Origin of the sequence: Azospirillum picis (assembly GCF_017876115.1) — a bacterium.
In the GTDB taxonomy this organism is placed as follows: domain Bacteria; phylum Pseudomonadota; class Alphaproteobacteria; order Azospirillales; family Azospirillaceae; genus Azospirillum; species Azospirillum picis.
On the sequence record NZ_JAGINO010000004.1, the window covers coordinates 356645 to 375691 of the forward strand.

Here is a 19047-nt window from a genome sequence, read left to right on the forward strand (position 1 = left end):
ACGGGAAGGAAGGCCAATCGCGCCGACCGCCGGCTCAACCGCCTCGCTGGCCGCGCAGGATCGTCCGGACCTCCTCGCCATAAGCCAGGAGGCGCTCGACGCAGCGGCGGCGGTCGCCGACCTCCGCGAAACGGGAACGCGCCGCAGCCTCCGCAGCCTCTGCTCCCGCTGCGCCGGCGTTGGCGAGGGCGACGGCCCGCTCCACATAGGCGGTGCGGTCGGCAACGCAGAAGGACGGTCCCGACACGCTGGCGCCATCCCCCCAATCATAGGTGACCACCGGCACCCCTTCGGCCAGGGCGAAGGCGGCCCCGCCCCCGCCGCCCTGGCGCGGCGGATTCAGGAAGACCCGGCATCGCCGGTAGAGCGCACGGATGTCGCCGACATGCCCGAGACAGCGCATGCGCCCGTGGTTGCGCGCCTTGGCCAGCCGCGCCGGCAGGTCCACGACCTCGCCTGCGAAAACAAGGCCCGCGTCGGGACAGCGGTCCAGGATGTCGTCGAACAACGACAACACCTCGCCCGTCACCTCGTGGTCCAGGCGGGTGCCGACCACCGCAAACAGGATGGTGCCTTCGGCGAATCCGGTTTCGATCCGGTCCCCGTCGGATGGCGGCAGGGTGTAGCCGAAGGTGAAGGGACGGAACCGCCGGGCAAAGGGCTCACGGTAGAGCGCCGGGATCGACGCCGTATGATCCCGCTCGTCGAAACCGAGCACGACCGGTGCCAGCGACAGGGTGACGCCGGAACTGGTCGGCAGGCAGAGCACCGGCCGGGCCGCCGCGTCGGCGAACAGGTCGGCGACGATGTTCGAGCCTCCGAAGGCCAGGATGAGATCCGGGTCGTAACCGTCTATGGCCTCGACGATCAGGCTCAGCTTGTCCCTGTTGAAGGCGCGGCCGGTGAAGGAGGCGACCTTGACCTGCCTGCCGAGCATCCGCATGGCGAAGACGCCCTCCATGTCCTCCACCACCTCCGCGACCATCGGCGGTATGAACAGGTTCTCAACCTGGCCTGGCAATCCATTGACGTTGATGATGGCGACGTCCAGCCCGAAATCGTCCTGCAGGCGGGCGGCATAGTCGAAGCAGTCGCGGGTCGGCTGGTGCCCCCGGTTGGTGAACTGGTTGGTGACCACGGCGACGCGGCGGATCGGTCCGTCGCGCAGTGGGGCCGCCGCCGGCGCCAGCCGCCAGGACCGCGTGGTCCGGCGAACCAGCGCGGTGTAATAGCGGAAAAGGTCGCAGGGAACGAAGCTGGCCAGCTTTTCCCCACCGGCGATGCCGAGGAAAAGCTGGCGCGACAGGCACCAGTGGACATAGTGCATCTGCGCCGGATCGACCGCCTCGCCGCCCAGCAGCAGATAGTGCAGGATGCGCTCGTAGTGATAGAGGTCGCCGGTCAGCAGGAACAGGACCGAGCGCAACCGGATGGTGTCCCCGATGGGAGCATCCGCCTCCAAACGCTCCGCCAGGGCGAGCCGACCCTCAAGGCCGATGCCACGCCGAAGCTCGTCGCACAAAGCGGAAAAACGCTCGATCTTTCCGGCATCGAACTGGCTGTCGCCGAGGTAGGCCAGCAGGGCGGCAACGGCCTCGCCGGCATGGTCCGGCGGTTCGATGAGCGGCATGGCTGGACCTCTCGTTCGGGCTTTGCCCGGCTGGGCGGGCTTGGTCGCTGTGTAACGCCGGCCGTGCCCCGGGTGCAAGCCGGGAGCGGAACGGCTTGCACCCGGGACTGCCGGCCCGGTCGGCCTGGCTGGCCCGGTGACCGGGTGGCTCGATAGCGCCGTGGCCGAACTCGACAGGCAGTCCGACGCCGCCAGCGACACCGCGCCCGAGGTCGGTGACCTGGCAGGCGTTCTGGTGGCGGCGCGGCGCGTCGCCGACCGTGCGGCGGGCGATGGCGCCTACAGCTTCAGCCCGGCGACTCCATCCAGGATCGCCCCCTCCAGCAGGGCGCGCCGCTCCAGCTTGGCACCGAACAGCTTGGCGCCGCTGAGGTCGGTTCTGGTCAGATCGCAGCCGCGCAGGTTGGCAAAGGACAGATCCGCGCCGTTCAGCTTCACCGCCCGCAGGCAGGCACCGCTGAGGTCGGCATACCGGAACTTGGCGCCCGACAGGTCGGCAGGACGGGACCGCTGCTCGTCGAACACCAGCGGCCGCAGATTGACGTTGCGCAGATCGGCGTTGTTCAGCTTCGCCTGTCTCAGGCTGATGCCACGCAGGTCGCCGTCGGCCAGCTTCGCTCCGCGGAGGTCCGACTGGTCCAGCACCGCGGCCTGAAGCTGAACCCCGGTCAGGTCGAGGCCGTAAAGCGTTGCACCCAGCGCCCGCAGCATGGTCAGGCAGCCGTGCGCCAGCGACGGGGCGTGGCGCAGGTCAAATCCCGATAGATCGAGCATCGCCCCCTGCGTCCCGTTCGACCCGACCCAGGCGATGTGATCGGCCAGCAGGTCGTCCAGCGATCTCCCCAGTTCGGCGACGACGCGGCCCACCGGCTTGTCGGTGAGCGCCTCGTCCATGTCCGCCTCGGTCAGGTCGGTCATCACCATGGTGGCGCCGGTCAGCACCGCCCCGCGCAGGCAGGCACCGCGCAGGTCGGCACCTGACAGGTCGGCCCCTTCCATGTTGGAGCCCGTGAAGTTGGCGCCGCGCATGGTCGCCCGCACCATCTTGCAGCCCCGCAGCACCGCATCGGAAAAATCGGTGTGAATCGCCATGATGCCCGACAGCCGGGCATTGGTCAGGTTGGCCCCCGACAGGTCGGCACCGTCGGCCTCTGCCGGATTGCCGTCGATCTGCACCATATGCAGATGGCCGGACCGGTCCTTCTCCGCCAGGGAGCCGTCGCGCAGATCAGCCTCGAACAGGTTGGCGCCGACCAGGATCGCACCGCGCAGGCAGGCTCCCCGCAGGTCGGCCTTGATCAGGCTGGCCCCATCGAAGTTGGCCTGCCTCAGGTCCGCGACGAAGAAGGCGGCGCAATCCAGGCGCGCGCCGGCCAGATTCGCCCCGCGCAGGCAGGCGCCGACAAAGTCGGCATGCGCCAGATCCCGCCCCGACAGGTCCAGTCCGGACAGGTCGCAGAAGGAAAGGTTGGCACGTGCCCCACCGATCCGGGCGTTGCGGAACATCTCGTGCCGCCGCACCATCAAGTCCAGTTGCGACTGATCGAGGCGCTTGAGCGCACGAGCCTGTACCATCGGATCCTGTCTCCCTTCCCCGCGACAGCATTGCATGGCCACGCTTCAGAAAGGGTTAATTCAGGCGACCTGCTGGGTTTCGCAGGCCTTCTCGTCCGCAACGCCCGTGGACGGCTCGGACAAGATCGCCGTGATGGCGTCGCGCAGATCATCCGGGGTCACCGGCTTGTGCAGCAGCCGGCATCCCGTGGCGACCGCGTCGCGGATCCGCTCCGGCGCCGTGTCGCCGGTCAGGATCAGGCCGGGAACCGCCCTCCCCAGCAACTCTCCAACCTGCCCCACCGTCTGGACGCCGGTCAGGCGGCCCGGAAGCCGGAAATCGCTGACCACCATGTCCGGCTCCCGCCTGTCCCGGCTGCCAACAACCGCCAGCGCGTTCTCCCCGTCGACCGCCTCCATCACGCTGTGTCCCCAGCTTTCCAGCAGCAGCCGCAAGGCGTCGCGCTGGACTGGATCATCCTCCACCACCAGGATCAGCCGGCCGCCGACCGGTGCCGGCGCGCTGGCGGCCGGGGCGGCGGGAACCGGCCCTTCGATGCCGACCACCGGCACATGGACGGCGAAGACCGATCCGCGTCCCGGGCGCGAGCGCACCTCCACCGCATGCCCCAGCAGCGCCGCCTTGCGCCTCACCTTGGCCAGGCCCAGGCCCAGGCCGTGCCGCCGGTCACGCTCGGGGTTGCCGAGTTGGACAAAGTCCTCGAAGATGTTGTCGAGCTGTTCGGCCGGGATCCCGGGACCGGTATCCCACACCTCGATGCGCAGCCATTGGCCGCGCCGCCGGCAGCCGAGCATGATGCGCCCGGACTCCGTGAAGCGGATGGCGTTGCGCACGAGGTCACCCAGCATCCGGTTCAGCAGAGTGCGGTCCGTGCGGATCACCATCCGGCAGGGCACGGCGGTGAGCACCAGTCCCTTTTCCGCTGCCGAGGACCGGAATTCGGCCAGCAAATCATCAAGCACCGGCGCGACCGGGACGTCGGCCAACTGGGGCCGCACCACGCCCGCGTCAAGCGTTGCGACCTCCAGCAGGGCGTGCAGGAGTTTTTCGCCGGCGTCGAGCGCCTCGCCCATCTTCTCGGCGATGGAGCGATCGCGGGACTCGGAAAGCCGCTCCATCAGGATGTGATGGAACAGGCGAAGCGCCTGGAACGGCTGCCTCAGGTCATGGTTCGCCGCGGACAGGAACCGGCCTTTCGCCTGGTTGGCCCTCTCCTTTTCCTCAAGGGCCCTGCTCAGCTTGACGTTGGCGGCGCTCAGCGCCGCCGTCCGGTCCGCCACCCGCTGCTCAAGCCGTGCGTTCGCATCGGTCAACGCGCGACGGACCGCCGCTTCCCGCCGCAGGCCGCGCATGCCCAGCAGCGCGAGCCCGGCCAGCGTAGCGACGCCCACGAGCATCGCCAGGATGCCCCGCTCCAGCCGGACGTGCCAGGAGGCCAGTGCATCGGACTGCGGCACCGACACGGCGGCCAGCAGCGGAATTCCCTGCATCCGCACCAGTGCCAGCACCGCGGAGGCCCCTGTGCCGCCCCAGCCGGCGATCGTCCGCTCCTCCCCCTCCGCCAGCGTGGGCACGACACCGAGTGAGGACGGGCCTGAGCCGGCGAGCCTCAGCCCGTCCGGACCATAGAGGCCGACCGTCCGGCCATGCTCGCTGTCGAACACGTCCAGGAATGGCGTCAACTCCGACATCGGCACCGCGGCCAGGACGGTCCCATCCAACGCGCCGGCGGCGGTGTGGATGCGTCGCAGCAGGAGAAGTGACGGCTGCCCGGACATGTGCCCGGACAGAACCTGGATGGATCGCTTTTCGGCCGCCTGGAGCCCGGCGCCGGAGGCCGAAGGCGCCGGAAATGGGCGCCCGGCCGACGGCGGCTCGGGCGGACCGGACCGGAACTGTCCCCGGGGGTCGTTGCCACCGTCGAAACCGACCGCCGGACCGAAGCGGACCGCCCCGCCCGCATCGAAAAGGGTCAGCCGGCCGAAGCGCTCGACGAGCATGGCCTCGTCCAGGCTGCGATCGGTCCAGGACTGCAGCCCGCGGCCATCCATGCGGTCGGCGATGCGCACGAGCAATCCCGTGCTGCGCTCCAGCACCGACCGGGCATGCCCGTTGAGGAGGGCTGCCGCCTGCCGGACATCGCGGGCGGCGCGTTCCAACGTTTCTTGGTAGTCCAGAATGGTGACGGTCGCCCACGACCCGGTTCCCAGCAGGCCCAGCACGATGAAAACAGTGGCGAGCATCGGCTTCGATGCCGGCGTGGCGCCTGGCAGATCCGCGGCGCTCGGAAGGCGAAGCAGGTTCTTGAACCGAAACGTGGACGGGAGCCCTTTGAACCGCGTCGACACCGCTTCAGCCCGGAAAGGAGGAAACGGGCAGGCCGGCGGCCCCGGCAGACCGAGCATGCATTGCCGGCGCTAGACAGATGATCATCTGGCACAGATCCTCGTTCGACTGCAGCCGGCACACGCATCGGGCAGGGAAGCGGAGTTCACAACGCAAAGCCATCGCCAACGGCCGGCGCTGCCGCCACGATCACCAGGAACATAAGACAAATCCGCGGCCCGTTTGAATGAGCATGCCGGCAATCGGCACGATGCTATCGGTTCAGGAAGTAAGAGTGTCGATACAGCCAAGCTCAACTTGTAAAACTGAGATTATCATACGAAGAAATCTCACGCGACACACCTTGGCGTCTATGACTATCATCATAGAGCCTTACCCCTTCGAGGGTCTGAAGCAGGCCGCTCCCGGGGGAAAGCAGCATCCGCGGCGAGCAATAATAATTGAGTTTTGCGATTTTATATTCTATCAGCAAATTCTTTGCCGTTCCGTGATGATCCACACGGAATGATGGTGCCCGAATGGCTGGAAGGTGGACGGTCTCCACCGCGGCCGGCCCGTGAGATGCACGCATCCGATTAGCCGCAAGGCCCGGCAAGGGCGAGGGCAAGGGCAAGCACGACAAGGCACGCCGCCGCTCGAAGCGGGGGCGTGCTGGTGATGGTTTCGCCAGGGACGATGAGGACCAAGCCGTCTTCGGCAGGCTAGGTGGCCTTGCCTGCTCACGGGGAATGGGAACCTTCCGGCTGCGGCAGAACGGCAACAACAGCGCCAGGGTCCTGCCGGTCGAAAAGGTGATGTCGGGTAGCCGCGCCGCACCGCTTTGCTGGATGCGGACGGACACCCCCCGACCTGCGTGGGCGGCACCGCAGTGACGACGCCCGACGGCAGGTCCGGGTGGTTTGGTACCGTTTGGAACAAGGCTAAGGCGTCCTTCAGGACGGAAATGGCGAAGAACCGTTTCCTCGTCTCTACGATCATCCCCGCCCTGGCATTCCCGCCCTGGCGAGCTCAGGCCCGCCCCCCCTCCAGCCCCGGGTTGAGCCGGAACGTGATCGCACGCCCCAGCTTGGATTCCCGCAGAAGGATCTGCTTGGTTTCCAGCAGCTTGATGGCCCGGTTCACGTTGGGCCGCTGCATGCCCAGGGCATCAGCCAGCTCGGACTGAAGCACCGGGATGGGGCGGTCGAAATGGAGCCTCCGGCTCAGATAGGTGAACACACGAAGCGCCTCCAGAGTGATCTCTCGGTCGGTCGAAACAGTTCTGGAGAGGACATCATGGTGATGCAGCATCGCAGCCTCTATACGCAAGGTTGTCGGGTTCCGGGAGCGACAATCGCAATTGGCGTGGCAACTCGCCGCACCTCCTTCTGCGGAAGGAAGGCGGCGAACTATGTCCAGGGGCACCGTCCGACATGGTGAACGGGGATGGGCGCCGGCCTTGGATATCCGCCTGCGTCTGTCGCCCCCTCCATCCACACGGGCCGGCGGGGCCGGCGATTTCAGATGCCCTCAAGCTACAGCACGAATATTGTCCGAGTATGTCTTGCCTATTTCGCGGCTGACATAATTGCTGTCTCCGGAAGCAATATTGGGAAAAGGGTTTTTCCCGGCACCTGCGAAGGACGGGGAACCGCCCACGAAGCGCCGATGTTGCTGTCCGGACGTATCCGCCCGACGGGAGATCCGCCATGCATCGACTGATTCTGCTGCGTCACGGCCAGAGCGTGTGGAATGCGGAAGACCGCTTCACCGGATGGACCGATGTCGGCCTGACCGACCGCGGCATCGCAGAGACGCGGCAGGCCGCCGCGCTGCTGAAGGAGGCCGGCATGGACGTGGACATCGCCTTCACGTCCGTCCTGAGCCGTGCCATCGAGACGCTGCACATCGTGCTGCGCGACATGGACCGGCTGTGGCTGCCGGTGCATAAGCACTGGCGGTTGAACGAGCGGCATTACGGCGCGTTGCAGGGTCTCAACAAAGCGGAAACCGCCGAACGCCACGGCGCCGACCAGGTGTTCCAGTGGCGGCGCAGTTGGGACGTGCCGCCACCGCCGATCGAGCCGGACGATCGGCGCTCGGCCGTCATCGACCGCCGCTATGACGGCATCGCCACATCCAACCTGCCGCGTGGCGAAAGCCTGAAGGACACCACCGCACGGGTGGTCCCATACTGGACCGAAACGATCAGCCCCGCGCTGCGCCTCGGTTCCCGCGTGCTGGTGTCGGCGCACGGCAACAGCCTGCGCGCATTGGTGAAGCACCTGGACAATGTCGCCGACCAGGACATTCCCCTGTTCGAGATTCCGACCAGCCGCCCGCTGGTCTACGAGCTGGGCGCCGACCTGATGCCGCTGCGCCGTTACTTCCTCGGCGAGGGCGGCACCGTCGAAGAGATCACCTGGCCGAAGCCGGAGCCGGGCGCGGCGGCCTGAAGCACGGCGCTGCCGGCTTTCCCCCGCCACCGCACGCGCCCCCGCCCCTGCCTCCGCCTCTCGCGCCGCACTCCTATCGCCGGCGCCCCGCAGCCCTCTCCCGTCCCGGGAGGGGGCTCTTCCTGCCGTCCCTGCCCGCACCATGATGGAAATGTTGCGGGTGGGCGTCGGTCTTTTCGCCGCCCGCCTTCTCCGGCCGTTCCGCCCCGCCGCGCCGGCCGCCGCGACGCTCCTCGACCCGACTGCCGTAGCAGGCGTCGCAGACACGGAAGCGATGGTTGGCCTTCAGCCGGGTGCCGCAGACCGGACAGGCCCGGGCCAGCGACCGTTCCGCCAGCGTCCGTTCGATGAAGGCGTTGAGATGCGCTCGGCGTTCCTGGCACAGATCCATCTCGGGATAGGCGTCGGGAAACCGGTAGGCCAGCCAGGCATAGGCGGTCAGCTCCTTCACCGCCCGCTCGGCCTTCTCGAGTTCCACGTCGGTTCCGACATTGTGACGGAACCGCTCCGCCGCGTCGGGGGCGCTGTTGCGAAGTCCCTTGCCCTGGTTGATCGCCCAGCCGCCCAGAAGGCGGAGGTTGTTCTGGTCGCGGGTGTCGATCGGGCAGCGGGCCAGCATGTCGCGGTCAGCCAACGGCAGCCTGGCGCGGTCAACCGCGGCGGCGGCCTGGATGCGCTGCTCCAGATCGGTCATGCGGAAGGTCTGGTTGGCGCGCAGAAGTTCCTGGCCGGCGGTGCGCAGCACCTTGGCGAGGCTGTCGGTGTCCAGTTCGCGGGCGATCGCCTCGACATGGCTGAGGTTGGGGGAGATCCACGAACGCGGGTCCTCCGGCGGCACCGGCGGCGAGGTCAGCGCCCGGCGGACCGGATTGATGTTCTCTCCCTCCAGCACGGCGACACGCCCGTCCTCATGCATGCCGAACCGGCCGGCGCGGCCGCCGATCTGCCGGATCTCCGACGGAGTCAGTTCGCGCTCCTCGCGCCCGTCATATTTGCGGGTGGTGGAGAGAACGACGCGGGCCACCGGCAGGTTCAGCCCCATGCCGATGGCGTCGGTCGCCACCAGGACGTCGGCGGTCCCGTCACGGAAACGGCGCGCCTCGGCCCGCCGGACTTCCGGCGACAGGGCACCATAGATGACGGCGACGTTATGCCCACGCCCAAGCAGGTCGTGCCGCAGGGCCATCACGTCCTTGCGCGAGAAGGCGATGAGCGCGTCACCCGACTTCACCTCCGACAGCTTCACGCGCTCTTCCTGCACGCGCAACGGCGACTTGCGCGTGAATTCGACGACCTCGAGTTCCTCGCCCAATGCATCGGCCAGGCGCTTGAGGTAGGGGATGGCGTCCGCCGAGCCGGTCATCAGGATTTCGGGCGCGGCGACCCCCGCGACGGCCTGGGTCCAGGCCCAGCCGCGGTCGGGGTCGCCGATCATCTGGATCTCGTCGATGACGCAGGCCCCCCACACCTTGACCGTGTTGACCATCTCGATGGTCGAGGAGGTGAAGGAGGCTCCCGGCCGGACGTCGCGTTCCTCGCCCGTGACCAGGCTGCACGGCCGGCCCCGCGTCTCCAGCGCCTCCTGCCCCTCCAGCGCCAGCAGACGCAGGGGAGCGAGGTAGCAGCCGCTTTCCGCCTCCGCCAGCCGGTCCATGGCGGCGTGCGTCTTGCCGGAATTCGTCGGGCCCACGAACAGCCGCAGCTTGCGCACCATCGCGCGGGCGGTGGCGAAGCTGTCGAGATAGACGCCCATCCCCGAGGCGGTTTCCAGCCGCTCGCGCCGAACCTTCAGGCCGGCCCGCGCCGCACTGGTGGAGAATGCCTCCTCCATCGCGTCCAGCAGCGTCTGCAGGCGCGGGATGCGCCCGCCGAAGCCGACCACGCGGCCCAACTCGTCCGCGAACCCCTTGGGCCGCCAGGACTCCCCGAAGCCGGCCGCCCGTTGCGCCATCGAGGCGAACCAGCCGTCGACCCGTGCCTTGGCCTTCTCGATGGCGGGCGAGGACAGACAGGCTGCCTTCACCTTCTTGCCGAGCGCCTTCGCCTGCGGCCGGCCAAAGCCCTCGTCGCTGGTCAGCAGGCCCCACAGCTCGGCTTCGACCTCCGGCAGGGGGCCGAGGGCCACCTTGAAGCGCAGCTTCAGCTTGCGGTCGGTGCCGGGGACCGACACCGGATGGACCACCGCCACCGACCAGCGGGCCGGCGTGCTGTCCCGGTCCACCTCGATGCCGTCGCCGCGCACGACGGCCGCCACCGCGCGCAACGCCTCGCGGCGGTCGAATTCGTCGGCCGTGCCGGGGGTGCGGTCGGGACCCGGGCTGTCGGGGGTATCGTCGGTCATAGCTGTTCTTTTCTTGGAAATAGTCCGGTCATGCAAGGTCAACCGCCGCATCGGCCAGTTGGTATCGTCTTATGACGCCGGAACTCCTCTTATGGGATGGGCTGGCTGTTTCGGCAAGCCGTTTCCCCTTCTTGAGCGAGCCCGGGCTAATTCGAATCCGTCACCGCTTCGCCGATCTCGCCCGTGCGAAAAGGGGGGAGGACCGGCCACATAGAGCCACGCGGGTTTGCTGGTCCGTCCCCAACGGGTTAGCCGCCGCCCTCCGGCGCAGATGATGCGCCGGCACGGCCAACGCTTTGTGATGCCTTCACTTTTCGGGAGATGCGCATGCCGAATCCTCGTGACGTCCTTGAACTGATCGAGCGCATGCGGTGCATTTCGAGCGATACCGAGCGCCACCGGCTGGTGGAGGAACTCGGCGCCGTCAGCCGTCCGACAGTGCTGTCCTTCCTGAACGCGCACGGCGTGAACGTCTGCATGGGATCGGATGCAGCACTGGCCGCCTTCCGCGCCTCCGACGTGCTGCTGCGCGACGGCATCGGCATGCAGGCGGTGCTGCCGGCCCTGAACCGGCCGGTCGGCCTCAACATGAACGGCACCGACTTCATTCCGCTCCTGCTGAGGACGCTCGGCGCACGCAACGTCGCGATCTACGGCACCGCCACCCCCTGGCTCGACCGCGCCCGCGCGGTGCTGGAGGAAACGACGCCGCACCGCTACGCCGACCTCCAGCACGGCTTCCATCCGGCCGAGCATTACGTCGACCGGGCGAGGACGCAGCGGCCGGACCTGATCCTGCTCGCCATGGGCATGCCCAAGCAGGAGGAGGTTGCGGCGCTGCTGAAGCGGTCGCTCGACCATCCCGTCCTGATCGTCAATGGCGGGGCCATCGTCGATTTCCTGGCCGGACGCTTCAAACGCGCGCCGGACGCGGTCCAGCGCTCGGGCCTGGAGTGGGCCTTCCGCCTCGCCCAGGAGCCGCGGCGCCTGTTCCGCCGCTATTGCATCGGTGCCTTCGGCTTCGCCTGGAGCACCCTTCGTCTTCGTCGTGCCGCCTCTCTCCGTACCCGTGGGGCCGCCCCCGCTGCGACCGGCCCGAACACGCCGTCACCGATCCAGCGGTCGCCTATCCAGAAGGAGCTTTAAGACGTGGAAAACCTGCCCCAGATCAACAACGGCGGCCCGCCGGCTCCGGCGTGGCCCTCCCATGTCGGCCACCCGGCGCGTGAGTTCGATGGTCCGGCTCCGGCGATGGGTCCCGATTTCCGTTTCATCCTGCGCGTGCTGGCGGCGCACAAGACGCTGATCGCCGTCATCGTGCTGGCCTTGACCGCCGTCTCGGCCTTCGGCGTGTCGCTGATGAAGGACAAGTACACATCGGAAGCCCTTCTGCTGGTCGATAACCGGCAGGTGCGCGTGGTCAGCGCCGAGGAGCAGGCCCTCAACTCCATCGCTCCCGAGGACGGTGCGATCCTCAGCGAGATCGAGATCCTCAAGTCCAACGCGGTCCTGACGCAGGCGATCCAGGACCTGAAGCTCGCCACCAATCCCGAGTTCAACCCGCCGGTCCAGGCCGACGAGAGCAAGCCCTTCGTCGAGCGTGCGACCGCCTGGGCGCGTGAGCAGGCCCACGGCGTCTGGGGCGACGACGTCCCCGGCGTGATCCAGGCCGTGCTGGCCCACGGCGACGGCATGACCCACGATGCCCAGTTGCGCGAGACCCGTGCCGCCAACAGCATCGACGGCGTGCTCGACATCGTCCGCCGCAACCTCGAGGTCGCCATCGTCGGCCGGTCGCGCGTGATCCAGGTCCGTTACACCGCCCGCGATCCGGAACTGGCCCAGCAGGTGGTCGACACCGTCGTGCACCGCTACATGGAAACGCGCCAGCAGATGGACCGCGACCTCTCCACCAGCGCCATCGCCTGGCTTGAGGATCGCATCACCACGCTGCGCAAGGAAGTCGCGGAAGCCGACAACAAGGTCGACGCCGTGCGCTTCAAGGCCGGCCTCGTCAAGAACGGCAACAACGGCCTGATGGCCACCACCGAACTGGAGCAGGCCCGCCTGCGCCTGGCCGAAGCCTCGGCCAACCGCGCCCGCGCCGTCGCCCAGGCCCAGGCCCTGGAGCGCAGCTCCGCCAACGGCGGCAGCCTCGCCTCGCCGGTCGTGGCCCAGTTGCGCGCCACCGTCGCCGCCATCTCCACCGAACTGGCCCAGCTCTCGCGCCAGTACGGCCCCAAGCACCCGCGCATCCAGGAGCTGCAGGCCCGCCTGAACGAAGCCAACTCCTCGCTGCAGCAGGAAGTCCGGCACGAGATCGCCGGCGTCCGCGAGGCCGCCAACGTCGCGGTCGAGCAGGAAAACGCCCTGAAGGGCATGATCGCCAAGCTGGAGTCCGGCTACCAGACCATGGCCGAAGAGGCCGTGCCGCTGCGCACGCTGGAAGCCGAGGCCGCCGCCAAGCGTCAGCTTCTGGACAGCCTCCTGGCCCGCCTGGAAGAGGTGCAGGCCCAGCAGGACAACCGCGCCTTCCCGACGGCCGTCAAGCTGGTGTCGGCGCCGCAGGTCCCGCATGAGCCGTCGGGTCCCTTCCGCGTGCTGCTCCTGCTCGCCGGGTTCGTCGCCTCGCTCGCCATCGCCGTCTTCATCGTCTTCGGCGTCGAGCTGTTCCAGCGCCGCATCCGCACCCCGGACGCCGTGCGCCGCATCCTGGGCGTCGGCTCGGTCCACATCGTCCCGCACCACTCCACCCGCGGCTCCCGCGGCCGCCTCGACCAGCTCTTCCAGAAGCATCCCTTCTCGCTCTTCGCGGAGTCGATGCGCGCCCTCTACCGCAACAACCTGTCTGATCTGGGTCCGGTCGGCTCGATCGCCGTCACCTCGGCCCGCCCGCAGGACGGCAAGACCTCGATGAGCCTGGCCATCGCCCAGGTCGCGGCCCAGGCCGGCCGCCGGGTGGTGGTGGTCGACACCGACTTCCGCCGGTCGCGCATCGACAGCCTGTTCAACCTGTCGGCCAAGAAGGGTCTGTCGGACTGGATCTCGGGCACCGCGACGCTGGACGAGATCGTCCACGGCAGCGACGACGCTCCCTACGCCATGATCCCGGCCGGCCGGCTGATGCCGGAGACGCTGGACCGCTTCAACGTCGACGGTCTGGTGCACCTGATGGCCGGCCTGTCGCCGCACTTCGACCTGGTGGTGTTCGACACCGCCCCGGCGCTGGCCGTGTCGGATGCCCGCATCGTCTGCGGCGCCGCCTCCAAGGTGATGTTCGTCAGCCGCTGGGGCCACACCACCGCCAGCGACCTGCAGGCGATCGCCGACCTCGGCCCGATCGACCACTCCAAGTTCGTGGCGGTGATGACCGACGTGAACCTGAAGAAGGCGGCCTCGCGCGGCTACCAGGGTCCCTACAACAGCTACATGGCGACCCGGAAGTACTACGGCGATACCAGCCTGCGGGCGGCGCCGTAAGCGGGTCGGCCTGAAGCTCCTTCGACCTTGAGCACCCCTTCCCTTCGGACGCTCCGGCGCCGGAGGGAAGGGGCTTTTCATGACCGGCCCCCGCGCCTCCACGGAGTCCCTTCATGAGCCTGTCTCCCAAGCTTTCCCTTCCCTCCCGCTTGCCCAGCCGGCGCGAGTTGCTGTGGACCGCCGCCGCCGGGGTCGTCCTGGCGAGCTGCCGCGGCGCCTCCGGCCCGACCACCGCCGAGGCCGCGTCGCCTGCCGGCGATGCCGCCCCGGCGGTGACGCTGCGCGATGCCTGCCGCGCGCTCGGGATCCGCCACGGCGCCGCGCGCGACCATTACATCGAGCCGGAAGACCCGATGCTCGACCGCCTGATGGCGCGGGAATGCGATGTCGTCACGCCGGAGAACGGCGGCAAATGGGGCGTCTTCCAGCCGTCGGAGGGACAATACGACTGGCGGCGCTTCGATGCGGCGGTGGAGCTGGCACGCTCGATCGGCGCCACGCCGAACTGGCACACGATCATCTGGCAGCATATGGGCATGCCGCCCTACATGAAGCTGCCGGCCGGGCGGCAGGCGGAACTGGGCATCTCCGAAGGCGCCTACTTCTCGCCCGACGGCACCCTCAGCGAGGAGAATGTCTGGTCGCGCTTCACCGGCGTCGTGGACGCCGTCAAGCAGCGCTACGGCGACATCTTCTATCGCATCGACGTCGCCAACGAGGTCTTCTTCTGGGAGACCGCCGAGAGCCACCCCCGCCAGCAGGACCGCTTCGGCTTCCGCCGCGGCATGTGGTGGGTCGCCGCCGGCGGGGCGGACAAGGGCCCGGAATGGCTCGACCCCTTCTTCCGGCAGGTCCATGCCGCCTTCCCAAAGGCGAAGCTCGTGCTGAACGAGTTCGGCATCGAGATCGACGAGGGATGGCAGCAGCGCAAGCGCGCCTATCTGCTCGACTGGCTGACCGGTGCGGTCCGTCGCGGCGTCCCGATCCACGGCATCGGGTTGCAGAGCCACCTGATCGCCGGGAAGCCCTACGACAGCGACGGCATGCGCAAGTTCCTGCGCGCGGTCGACAAGCTGGGGCTGTCCGTCCACCTCACCGAGATGGACGTCGACGAGACGCGTCTGCCGGTCTCCTGGTCGCGCGAGGAGAAGGACCGCACGATGGCGCTGCTGGCCCGCCGCTATCTCGCGGACGTGCTGAACAACGCCAAGCTGGAAGAGCTGTGCTGGTGGCACCTGCGCTCCGACCTGAACTTCATCGCACGCGAGCACCCGGCCCTGCGCCCCCACCCGTCCCCCTATGACGAACAGTCGCGTCCACTGCCGCTCTACGCCTCGGTGGTCGAGACGCTTCGCGACAAGGCCCGCACCGGAAAGGCGCGTTCGGGTTAGGCCGCAGTCAACGGCATACGCGCTTTCGCTCCAACGGGTTTCCCGTTCGCGCCCGCTCCTCCGCCGCCTCTCCCGTTTTAGAGTAATGCTCGCGTCCGGCACCCCCTATGGAGAGGTCCATCGTGCACGACACCGCCGATTTGCTGCCATCGGACCGCCTTCCCGACATCCAGATGAGCGACGAGGATGTCCTCGCGCGATACCGGAGGAAATTCCATCTATCGCCCGCCTGCCAGCTCGACATGTCGATGGTGCGGCACCACTGGGATCTCGAACGGCGCCTCGCCAGGGAGCTTCTGGGCACGCCGCCGGAAGAGCGGTGGACCGCTTTCGAACAGGCCTACACCACCCTCTACCAGAGCTGCCCGTGGCTGAACGAGGCTGAGGACGATGCCCGCACCCGCGACGACGACCTGGACTTCCGCCATTTCCTGAGCATCCTGGGCGGACCGCAGGACGTGTACGAAGTGGGTTCGGGCAAGGCCCGGCTGCTGCGCTACCTCGCCCGTCACGGCTACCGCTGCGTCGCCACGGAAGTCACGCGCGAGCGCGGCGCCGGCTGGATCGAGAAGGACGCCAACATCGAGTGGCGCTGCTGCGACGGCGTGAACTTGGCCCGCTTCGAACCGGAAGGCCGCTACGACAGCGTCATTTCCACCCATGTCGTCGAGCACCTGCATCCGGACGACGTTCCGGCCCACATGCGGAACGTGGCGGCGATCCTCAAGCCGGGCGGCAAGTACGTGCTGTGCATGCCGCACAAGTATGCCGGACCGTGCGACCTGTCGGACGTGTTCGGGCTCACCGACCCGGTCTGCATGCATCTCCGGGAATACGGCTGGGATGAAACCGCAGCCATGCTGCGCGCCGCCGGATTCGGCCGGATCGAAGCGGTCTATATCCTTCCGTATAGGCTACGCCGTCACCTCAAGCTTCACTTCGCCAGCCGCGCCTACTTCGGCTACATGCGGCTCGTGGAATCCGTGCTCGGGGCATTGCCGTTAACCCTTAATCGCAAGCTCGGAAGGATAGGGCAGCTCTTCCTGTTCCGCCCGGAGGTGTTTATCGTCGCCCATAAGGCCCCCGAACCAACCTGAAGGTCGGGAAAAACTCCTTGTAAATCAGTATATTAGTCGGTGACCTAACCCCTTTGTTGCTGCAAAGCATCGGCAAAGGGGTTTTTCGTGTCTCATTCTTTTCACAAGCGGGAGTGGCATTTGGGTCTCATTTCGCTAAAATCCGAAATACCTCATTAACCTTTTCCGGCGAGATTGGTCTCAAGCGAAACACGGAAAAGAGGATATATCCAATGGCAACGAACCCCGTCGAAATGACCTTTGTCGTCAATGCCTCGGGCGTGGCTGCCGGCGGAGTCTGGCCGCACTTCAAGTTCCTCGTCGACGGCGTCAGCGTCGGCCAGGCGACGGTCAATTCCACCAGCGCCGGCCGTTACAGCTTCACCACCAAGGTGGCGCCGGACGCCGCGCACAAGGTCCAGATCGTCTATGACAACGACTGGCTGTCGACGGACAAGGCGGGCATGTACCGCGACCTCGTCGTCAAGTCGATCGAGGTGAACGGCAAAGCCATCGCCTCCAGCAGCTCGCTGGCGTCCTATGCCGCCGAAGGCCAGGGCACCCTGTCCGGCCGCGAGGTCCTGTCGTGGAGCGGTTCGCTCGACTTCAACCTGAACAAGGACTACTTCGCCAGCTCGGCCGGCGCCCCCTCCACGCCGACGACGCCGACCACCCCCACCACCCCGTCGATCGGCACGCCGATCGTCGTGAACGCCTACGGCAATGCCGCTGGCGGCGTGAATGCCCACTTCAAGGTGATGGTCGACGGCAAGGTGATCGGCGAAGGCACTGCCGGCACCGCTGCGAAGGATTTCACCTTCCTCGCCAATGTCAGCTCGGACGCCGCCCACAAGGTGCAGATCCAGTATGACAACGACGGTGTCGCCAACGGCGCGGACCGCAACCTGTACGTCAACAAGATCACCATCGGCGGCCATGCCGTCTCCCCGACCGACAGCATCGTGTCCATCGACAAGGGCGCGCTCGACGGCAAGGACGTCGTCGCCGGTCAGAAGGGCATGTGGTGGAACGGCACGATGGAGGTCCACGCCGACAAGTCCTGGTTCGGCGGCAGCAGCTCCAACCCGTCGACCCCCTCCAACCCGTCCAACCCGGCGCCGACGCAGCCGAGCCTGTCGGTCAGCGACGTGACAGTGACCGAGCCGACCGGCACCAAGTCCGCGGGCGGCATCCAGGGCTTCCTGCACACCGAGGGCAACCAGATCGTCGACGAGGCCGGCAACACCGTCCGCCTGACCGGCGTCAACTGGTTCGGCGGCGAGGGCTACAACTACGTGCCCGCCGGCCTGTGGGTCGACAGCTACCAGCATCACCTCGAGAACATGAAGTCGGTCGGCTTCAACACCATCCGCCTGACCATGTCGGACTCCATGTTCGACAGCTCGGCGGTGACCAACGGCATCGACTACTCGAAGAACCCGGATCTCGTCGGCCTGACCCGCCTGCAGGTCTATGACAAGGTCATCGACTACGCCGGCAAGCTCGGCATGAAGGTGATCCTCGACCACCACCGCAACGACGGCGGCGCCGGCACCAACGAGCACGGGCTGTGGTACACCAGTGCCCACCCGGAATCGAAGATGATCGAGAACTGGAAGATGCTGGCCAAGCATTACGCCGGCAACGAGACGGTCATCGGTGCCGACCTGCACAACGAGCCCAGCGTCAGCGCCACCTGGGGCGGCAACGCCTCCACCGATTGGGCCTCGGCGGCCGAGCGCATCGGCAACTCGATCCAGTCGGTCAACAAGGATTGGCTGCTGTTCGTCGAGGGCACGGAGTGGAGCAGCACGCTGGCCGGTGCGCAGTCGCGCCCGATCCACTTCGACACCCCGAACAAGCTGGTCTATTCGCCGCACGCCTATGGCCAGAGCGTCGGCCAGTTCAGCTGGCTGAACGACCCGAACTACCCGAACAACCTGCCGGCCCAGTACGACAAGATGTGGGGGTACCTGTACAAGAACGACACCGCCCCGATCCTGCTGGGCGAGTGGGGTGGCCAGTTCAAGAGCTCGGCTGAGCAGACCTGGGCCAGCACCATGGCCAAGTACCTGAACGGCGACTGGAACCTGGACGGCAAGAGCGACATCGCCGCCGGCGACAAGGGCATGAGCTGGACCTTCTGGGCCTGGACCCCGGAATCCGGCGATGTCGGCGGCATCCTGATGGACGACTACAAGACGGTCAACCAGACCAAGGTCAACATCATCAAGCAGGCGATGGGCGGCGCGGTGTTCGACACCGACAACGGCGGCACCACTCCGAACACCGCCAACGCGGTGTTCACGGTGAAGCTGTCGGCGGCTTCCAACACCCCGGTCACGGTCGATTTCGCCACGGTCGACGGCACCGCCAAGGCCGGCTCCGACTACGCCGCCACCAGCGGCAAGCTGACCTTCGCCGCCGGCGAAACCACCAAGACCATCGCGGTCAAGGTGCTGAGCGACAGCGTGACGGAAGGCAACGAGACCTTCGGGCTGAAGATCTCCAACCCGACCGCCGCCACGATCGCCGATGCCAACGGCACCGGCACGATCGTCGACGCCGCCGCCAAGGCCGCCGCAGCCGCCGCGCTGGATGCCAACGCTTTGCTGGCCCACACGATGGCCACTGCCGCCGCCCCGGTGGCGACCGCCGCCAGCCTCGACGGCTCGGTCACCGACCTGTCGCACGCCGCCATCGACACCAGCTACCACGCCGTTGATTGGCACGACCCGGCGCTGGCCCACGCCGCCTGATAGCGGTAGCCAT

At 67.6% G+C, this 19047-nt stretch carries 11 protein-coding genes; 6 read left to right on the forward strand and 5 right to left on the reverse strand.

Features of this window, described 5'->3' with window-relative positions:
• Nucleotides 1–34 precede the first annotated feature (34 nt).
• The 4 genes from J2850_RS08825 to J2850_RS08840 all read right to left on the reverse strand — a co-directional run bounded on the left by J2850_RS08825 (nt 35) and on the right by J2850_RS08840 (nt 6842).
• Nucleotides 35–1630, reverse strand: coding sequence for a glycosyltransferase (locus tag J2850_RS08825; RefSeq protein WP_209980669.1), 1596 nt, complete (start codon nt 1628–1630; stop codon nt 35–37).
• A gap of 279 nt (nt 1631–1909) precedes the next feature.
• Nucleotides 1910–3205: a pentapeptide repeat-containing protein gene (locus tag J2850_RS08830; RefSeq protein WP_209980671.1), complete on the reverse strand. Its 1296-nt coding sequence runs from the start codon at nt 3203–3205 to the stop codon at nt 1910–1912.
• Nucleotides 3206–3265: 60 nt separating this feature from the next.
• Nucleotides 3266–5449, reverse strand: a complete 2184-nt coding sequence (locus J2850_RS08835; RefSeq protein ID WP_209980673.1) for a hybrid sensor histidine kinase/response regulator — start codon at nt 5447–5449, stop codon at nt 3266–3268.
• A gap of 1111 nt (nt 5450–6560) precedes the next feature.
• The gene (locus tag J2850_RS08840) at nt 6561–6842 is read right to left on the reverse strand and encodes a MarR family transcriptional regulator (protein ID WP_246512917.1); all 282 of its coding nucleotides are present in this window, start codon (nt 6840–6842) and stop codon (nt 6561–6563) included.
• A 398-nt stretch (nt 6843–7240) separates the two neighbouring features.
• Between J2850_RS08840 and gpmA the strand changes: the two genes are divergently transcribed.
• Nucleotides 7241–7987, forward strand: coding sequence for a 2,3-diphosphoglycerate-dependent phosphoglycerate mutase (gpmA, locus tag J2850_RS08845; protein ID WP_209980678.1), 747 nt, complete (start codon nt 7241–7243; stop codon nt 7985–7987).
• A 73-nt stretch (nt 7988–8060) separates the two neighbouring features.
• Here the strand turns inward: gpmA and J2850_RS08850 are convergent, their stop codons facing one another.
• Nucleotides 8061–10328 (reverse strand): helicase-related protein, encoded by a 2268-nt coding sequence (locus J2850_RS08850; protein WP_246512918.1) that lies wholly within the window; start codon nt 10326–10328, stop codon nt 8061–8063.
• Nucleotides 10329–10655: 327 nt separating this feature from the next.
• On the opposite strand from J2850_RS08850, the gene J2850_RS08855 reads away from it, so the two are divergent.
• From J2850_RS08855 to J2850_RS08875, 5 genes are all read left to right on the forward strand, one after another.
• Nucleotides 10656–11474 carry a WecB/TagA/CpsF family glycosyltransferase gene (locus J2850_RS08855; protein ID WP_209980679.1) on the forward strand — a complete coding sequence of 273 codons (819 nt, stop codon included), beginning with the start codon at nt 10656–10658 and terminating at the stop codon, nt 11472–11474.
• Between the two features lie 3 nt (nt 11475–11477).
• A complete protein-coding gene (locus tag J2850_RS08860) occupies nt 11478–13808 on the forward strand; it encodes a GumC family protein (protein ID WP_307354187.1) in 2331 nt (776 codons plus the stop codon).
• A 113-nt stretch (nt 13809–13921) separates the two neighbouring features.
• Nucleotides 13922–15199, forward strand: coding sequence for an endo-1,4-beta-xylanase (locus tag J2850_RS08865; protein WP_209980681.1), 1278 nt, complete (start codon nt 13922–13924; stop codon nt 15197–15199).
• A gap of 122 nt (nt 15200–15321) precedes the next feature.
• Nucleotides 15322–16296: a class I SAM-dependent methyltransferase gene (locus tag J2850_RS08870; protein WP_307354185.1), complete on the forward strand. Its 975-nt coding sequence runs from the start codon at nt 15322–15324 to the stop codon at nt 16294–16296.
• Nucleotides 16297–16508: 212 nt separating this feature from the next.
• The gene (locus J2850_RS08875) at nt 16509–19034 is read left to right on the forward strand and encodes a cellulase family glycosylhydrolase (protein WP_209980685.1); all 2526 of its coding nucleotides are present in this window, start codon (nt 16509–16511) and stop codon (nt 19032–19034) included.
• Nucleotides 19035–19047: the final 13 nt, after the last annotated feature.

Coding starts and splice junctions, on each gene's coding strand:
- J2850_RS08825 (WP_209980669.1), bottom strand. CDS start 1,630: ATGCCGCTCATCGAACCGCCGGACCATGCCGGCGAGGCCGTTGCCGCC.
- J2850_RS08830 (WP_209980671.1), bottom strand. CDS start 3,205: ATGGTACAGGCTCGTGCGCTCAAGCGCCTCGATCAGTCGCAACTGGAC.
- J2850_RS08835 (WP_209980673.1), bottom strand. CDS start 5,449: ATGCTCGCCACTGTTTTCATCGTGCTGGGCCTGCTGGGAACCGGGTCG.
- J2850_RS08840 (WP_246512917.1), bottom strand. CDS start 6,842: ATGCTGCATCACCATGATGTCCTCTCCAGAACTGTTTCGACCGACCGA.
- gpmA (WP_209980678.1), top strand. CDS start 7,241: ATGCATCGACTGATTCTGCTGCGTCACGGCCAGAGCGTGTGGAATGCG.
- J2850_RS08850 (WP_246512918.1), bottom strand. CDS start 10,328: ATGACCGACGATACCCCCGACAGCCCGGGTCCCGACCGCACCCCCGGC.
- J2850_RS08855 (WP_209980679.1), top strand. CDS start 10,656: ATGCCGAATCCTCGTGACGTCCTTGAACTGATCGAGCGCATGCGGTGC.
- J2850_RS08865 (WP_209980681.1), top strand. CDS start 13,922: ATGAGCCTGTCTCCCAAGCTTTCCCTTCCCTCCCGCTTGCCCAGCCGG.
- J2850_RS08875 (WP_209980685.1), top strand. CDS start 16,509: ATGGCAACGAACCCCGTCGAAATGACCTTTGTCGTCAATGCCTCGGGC.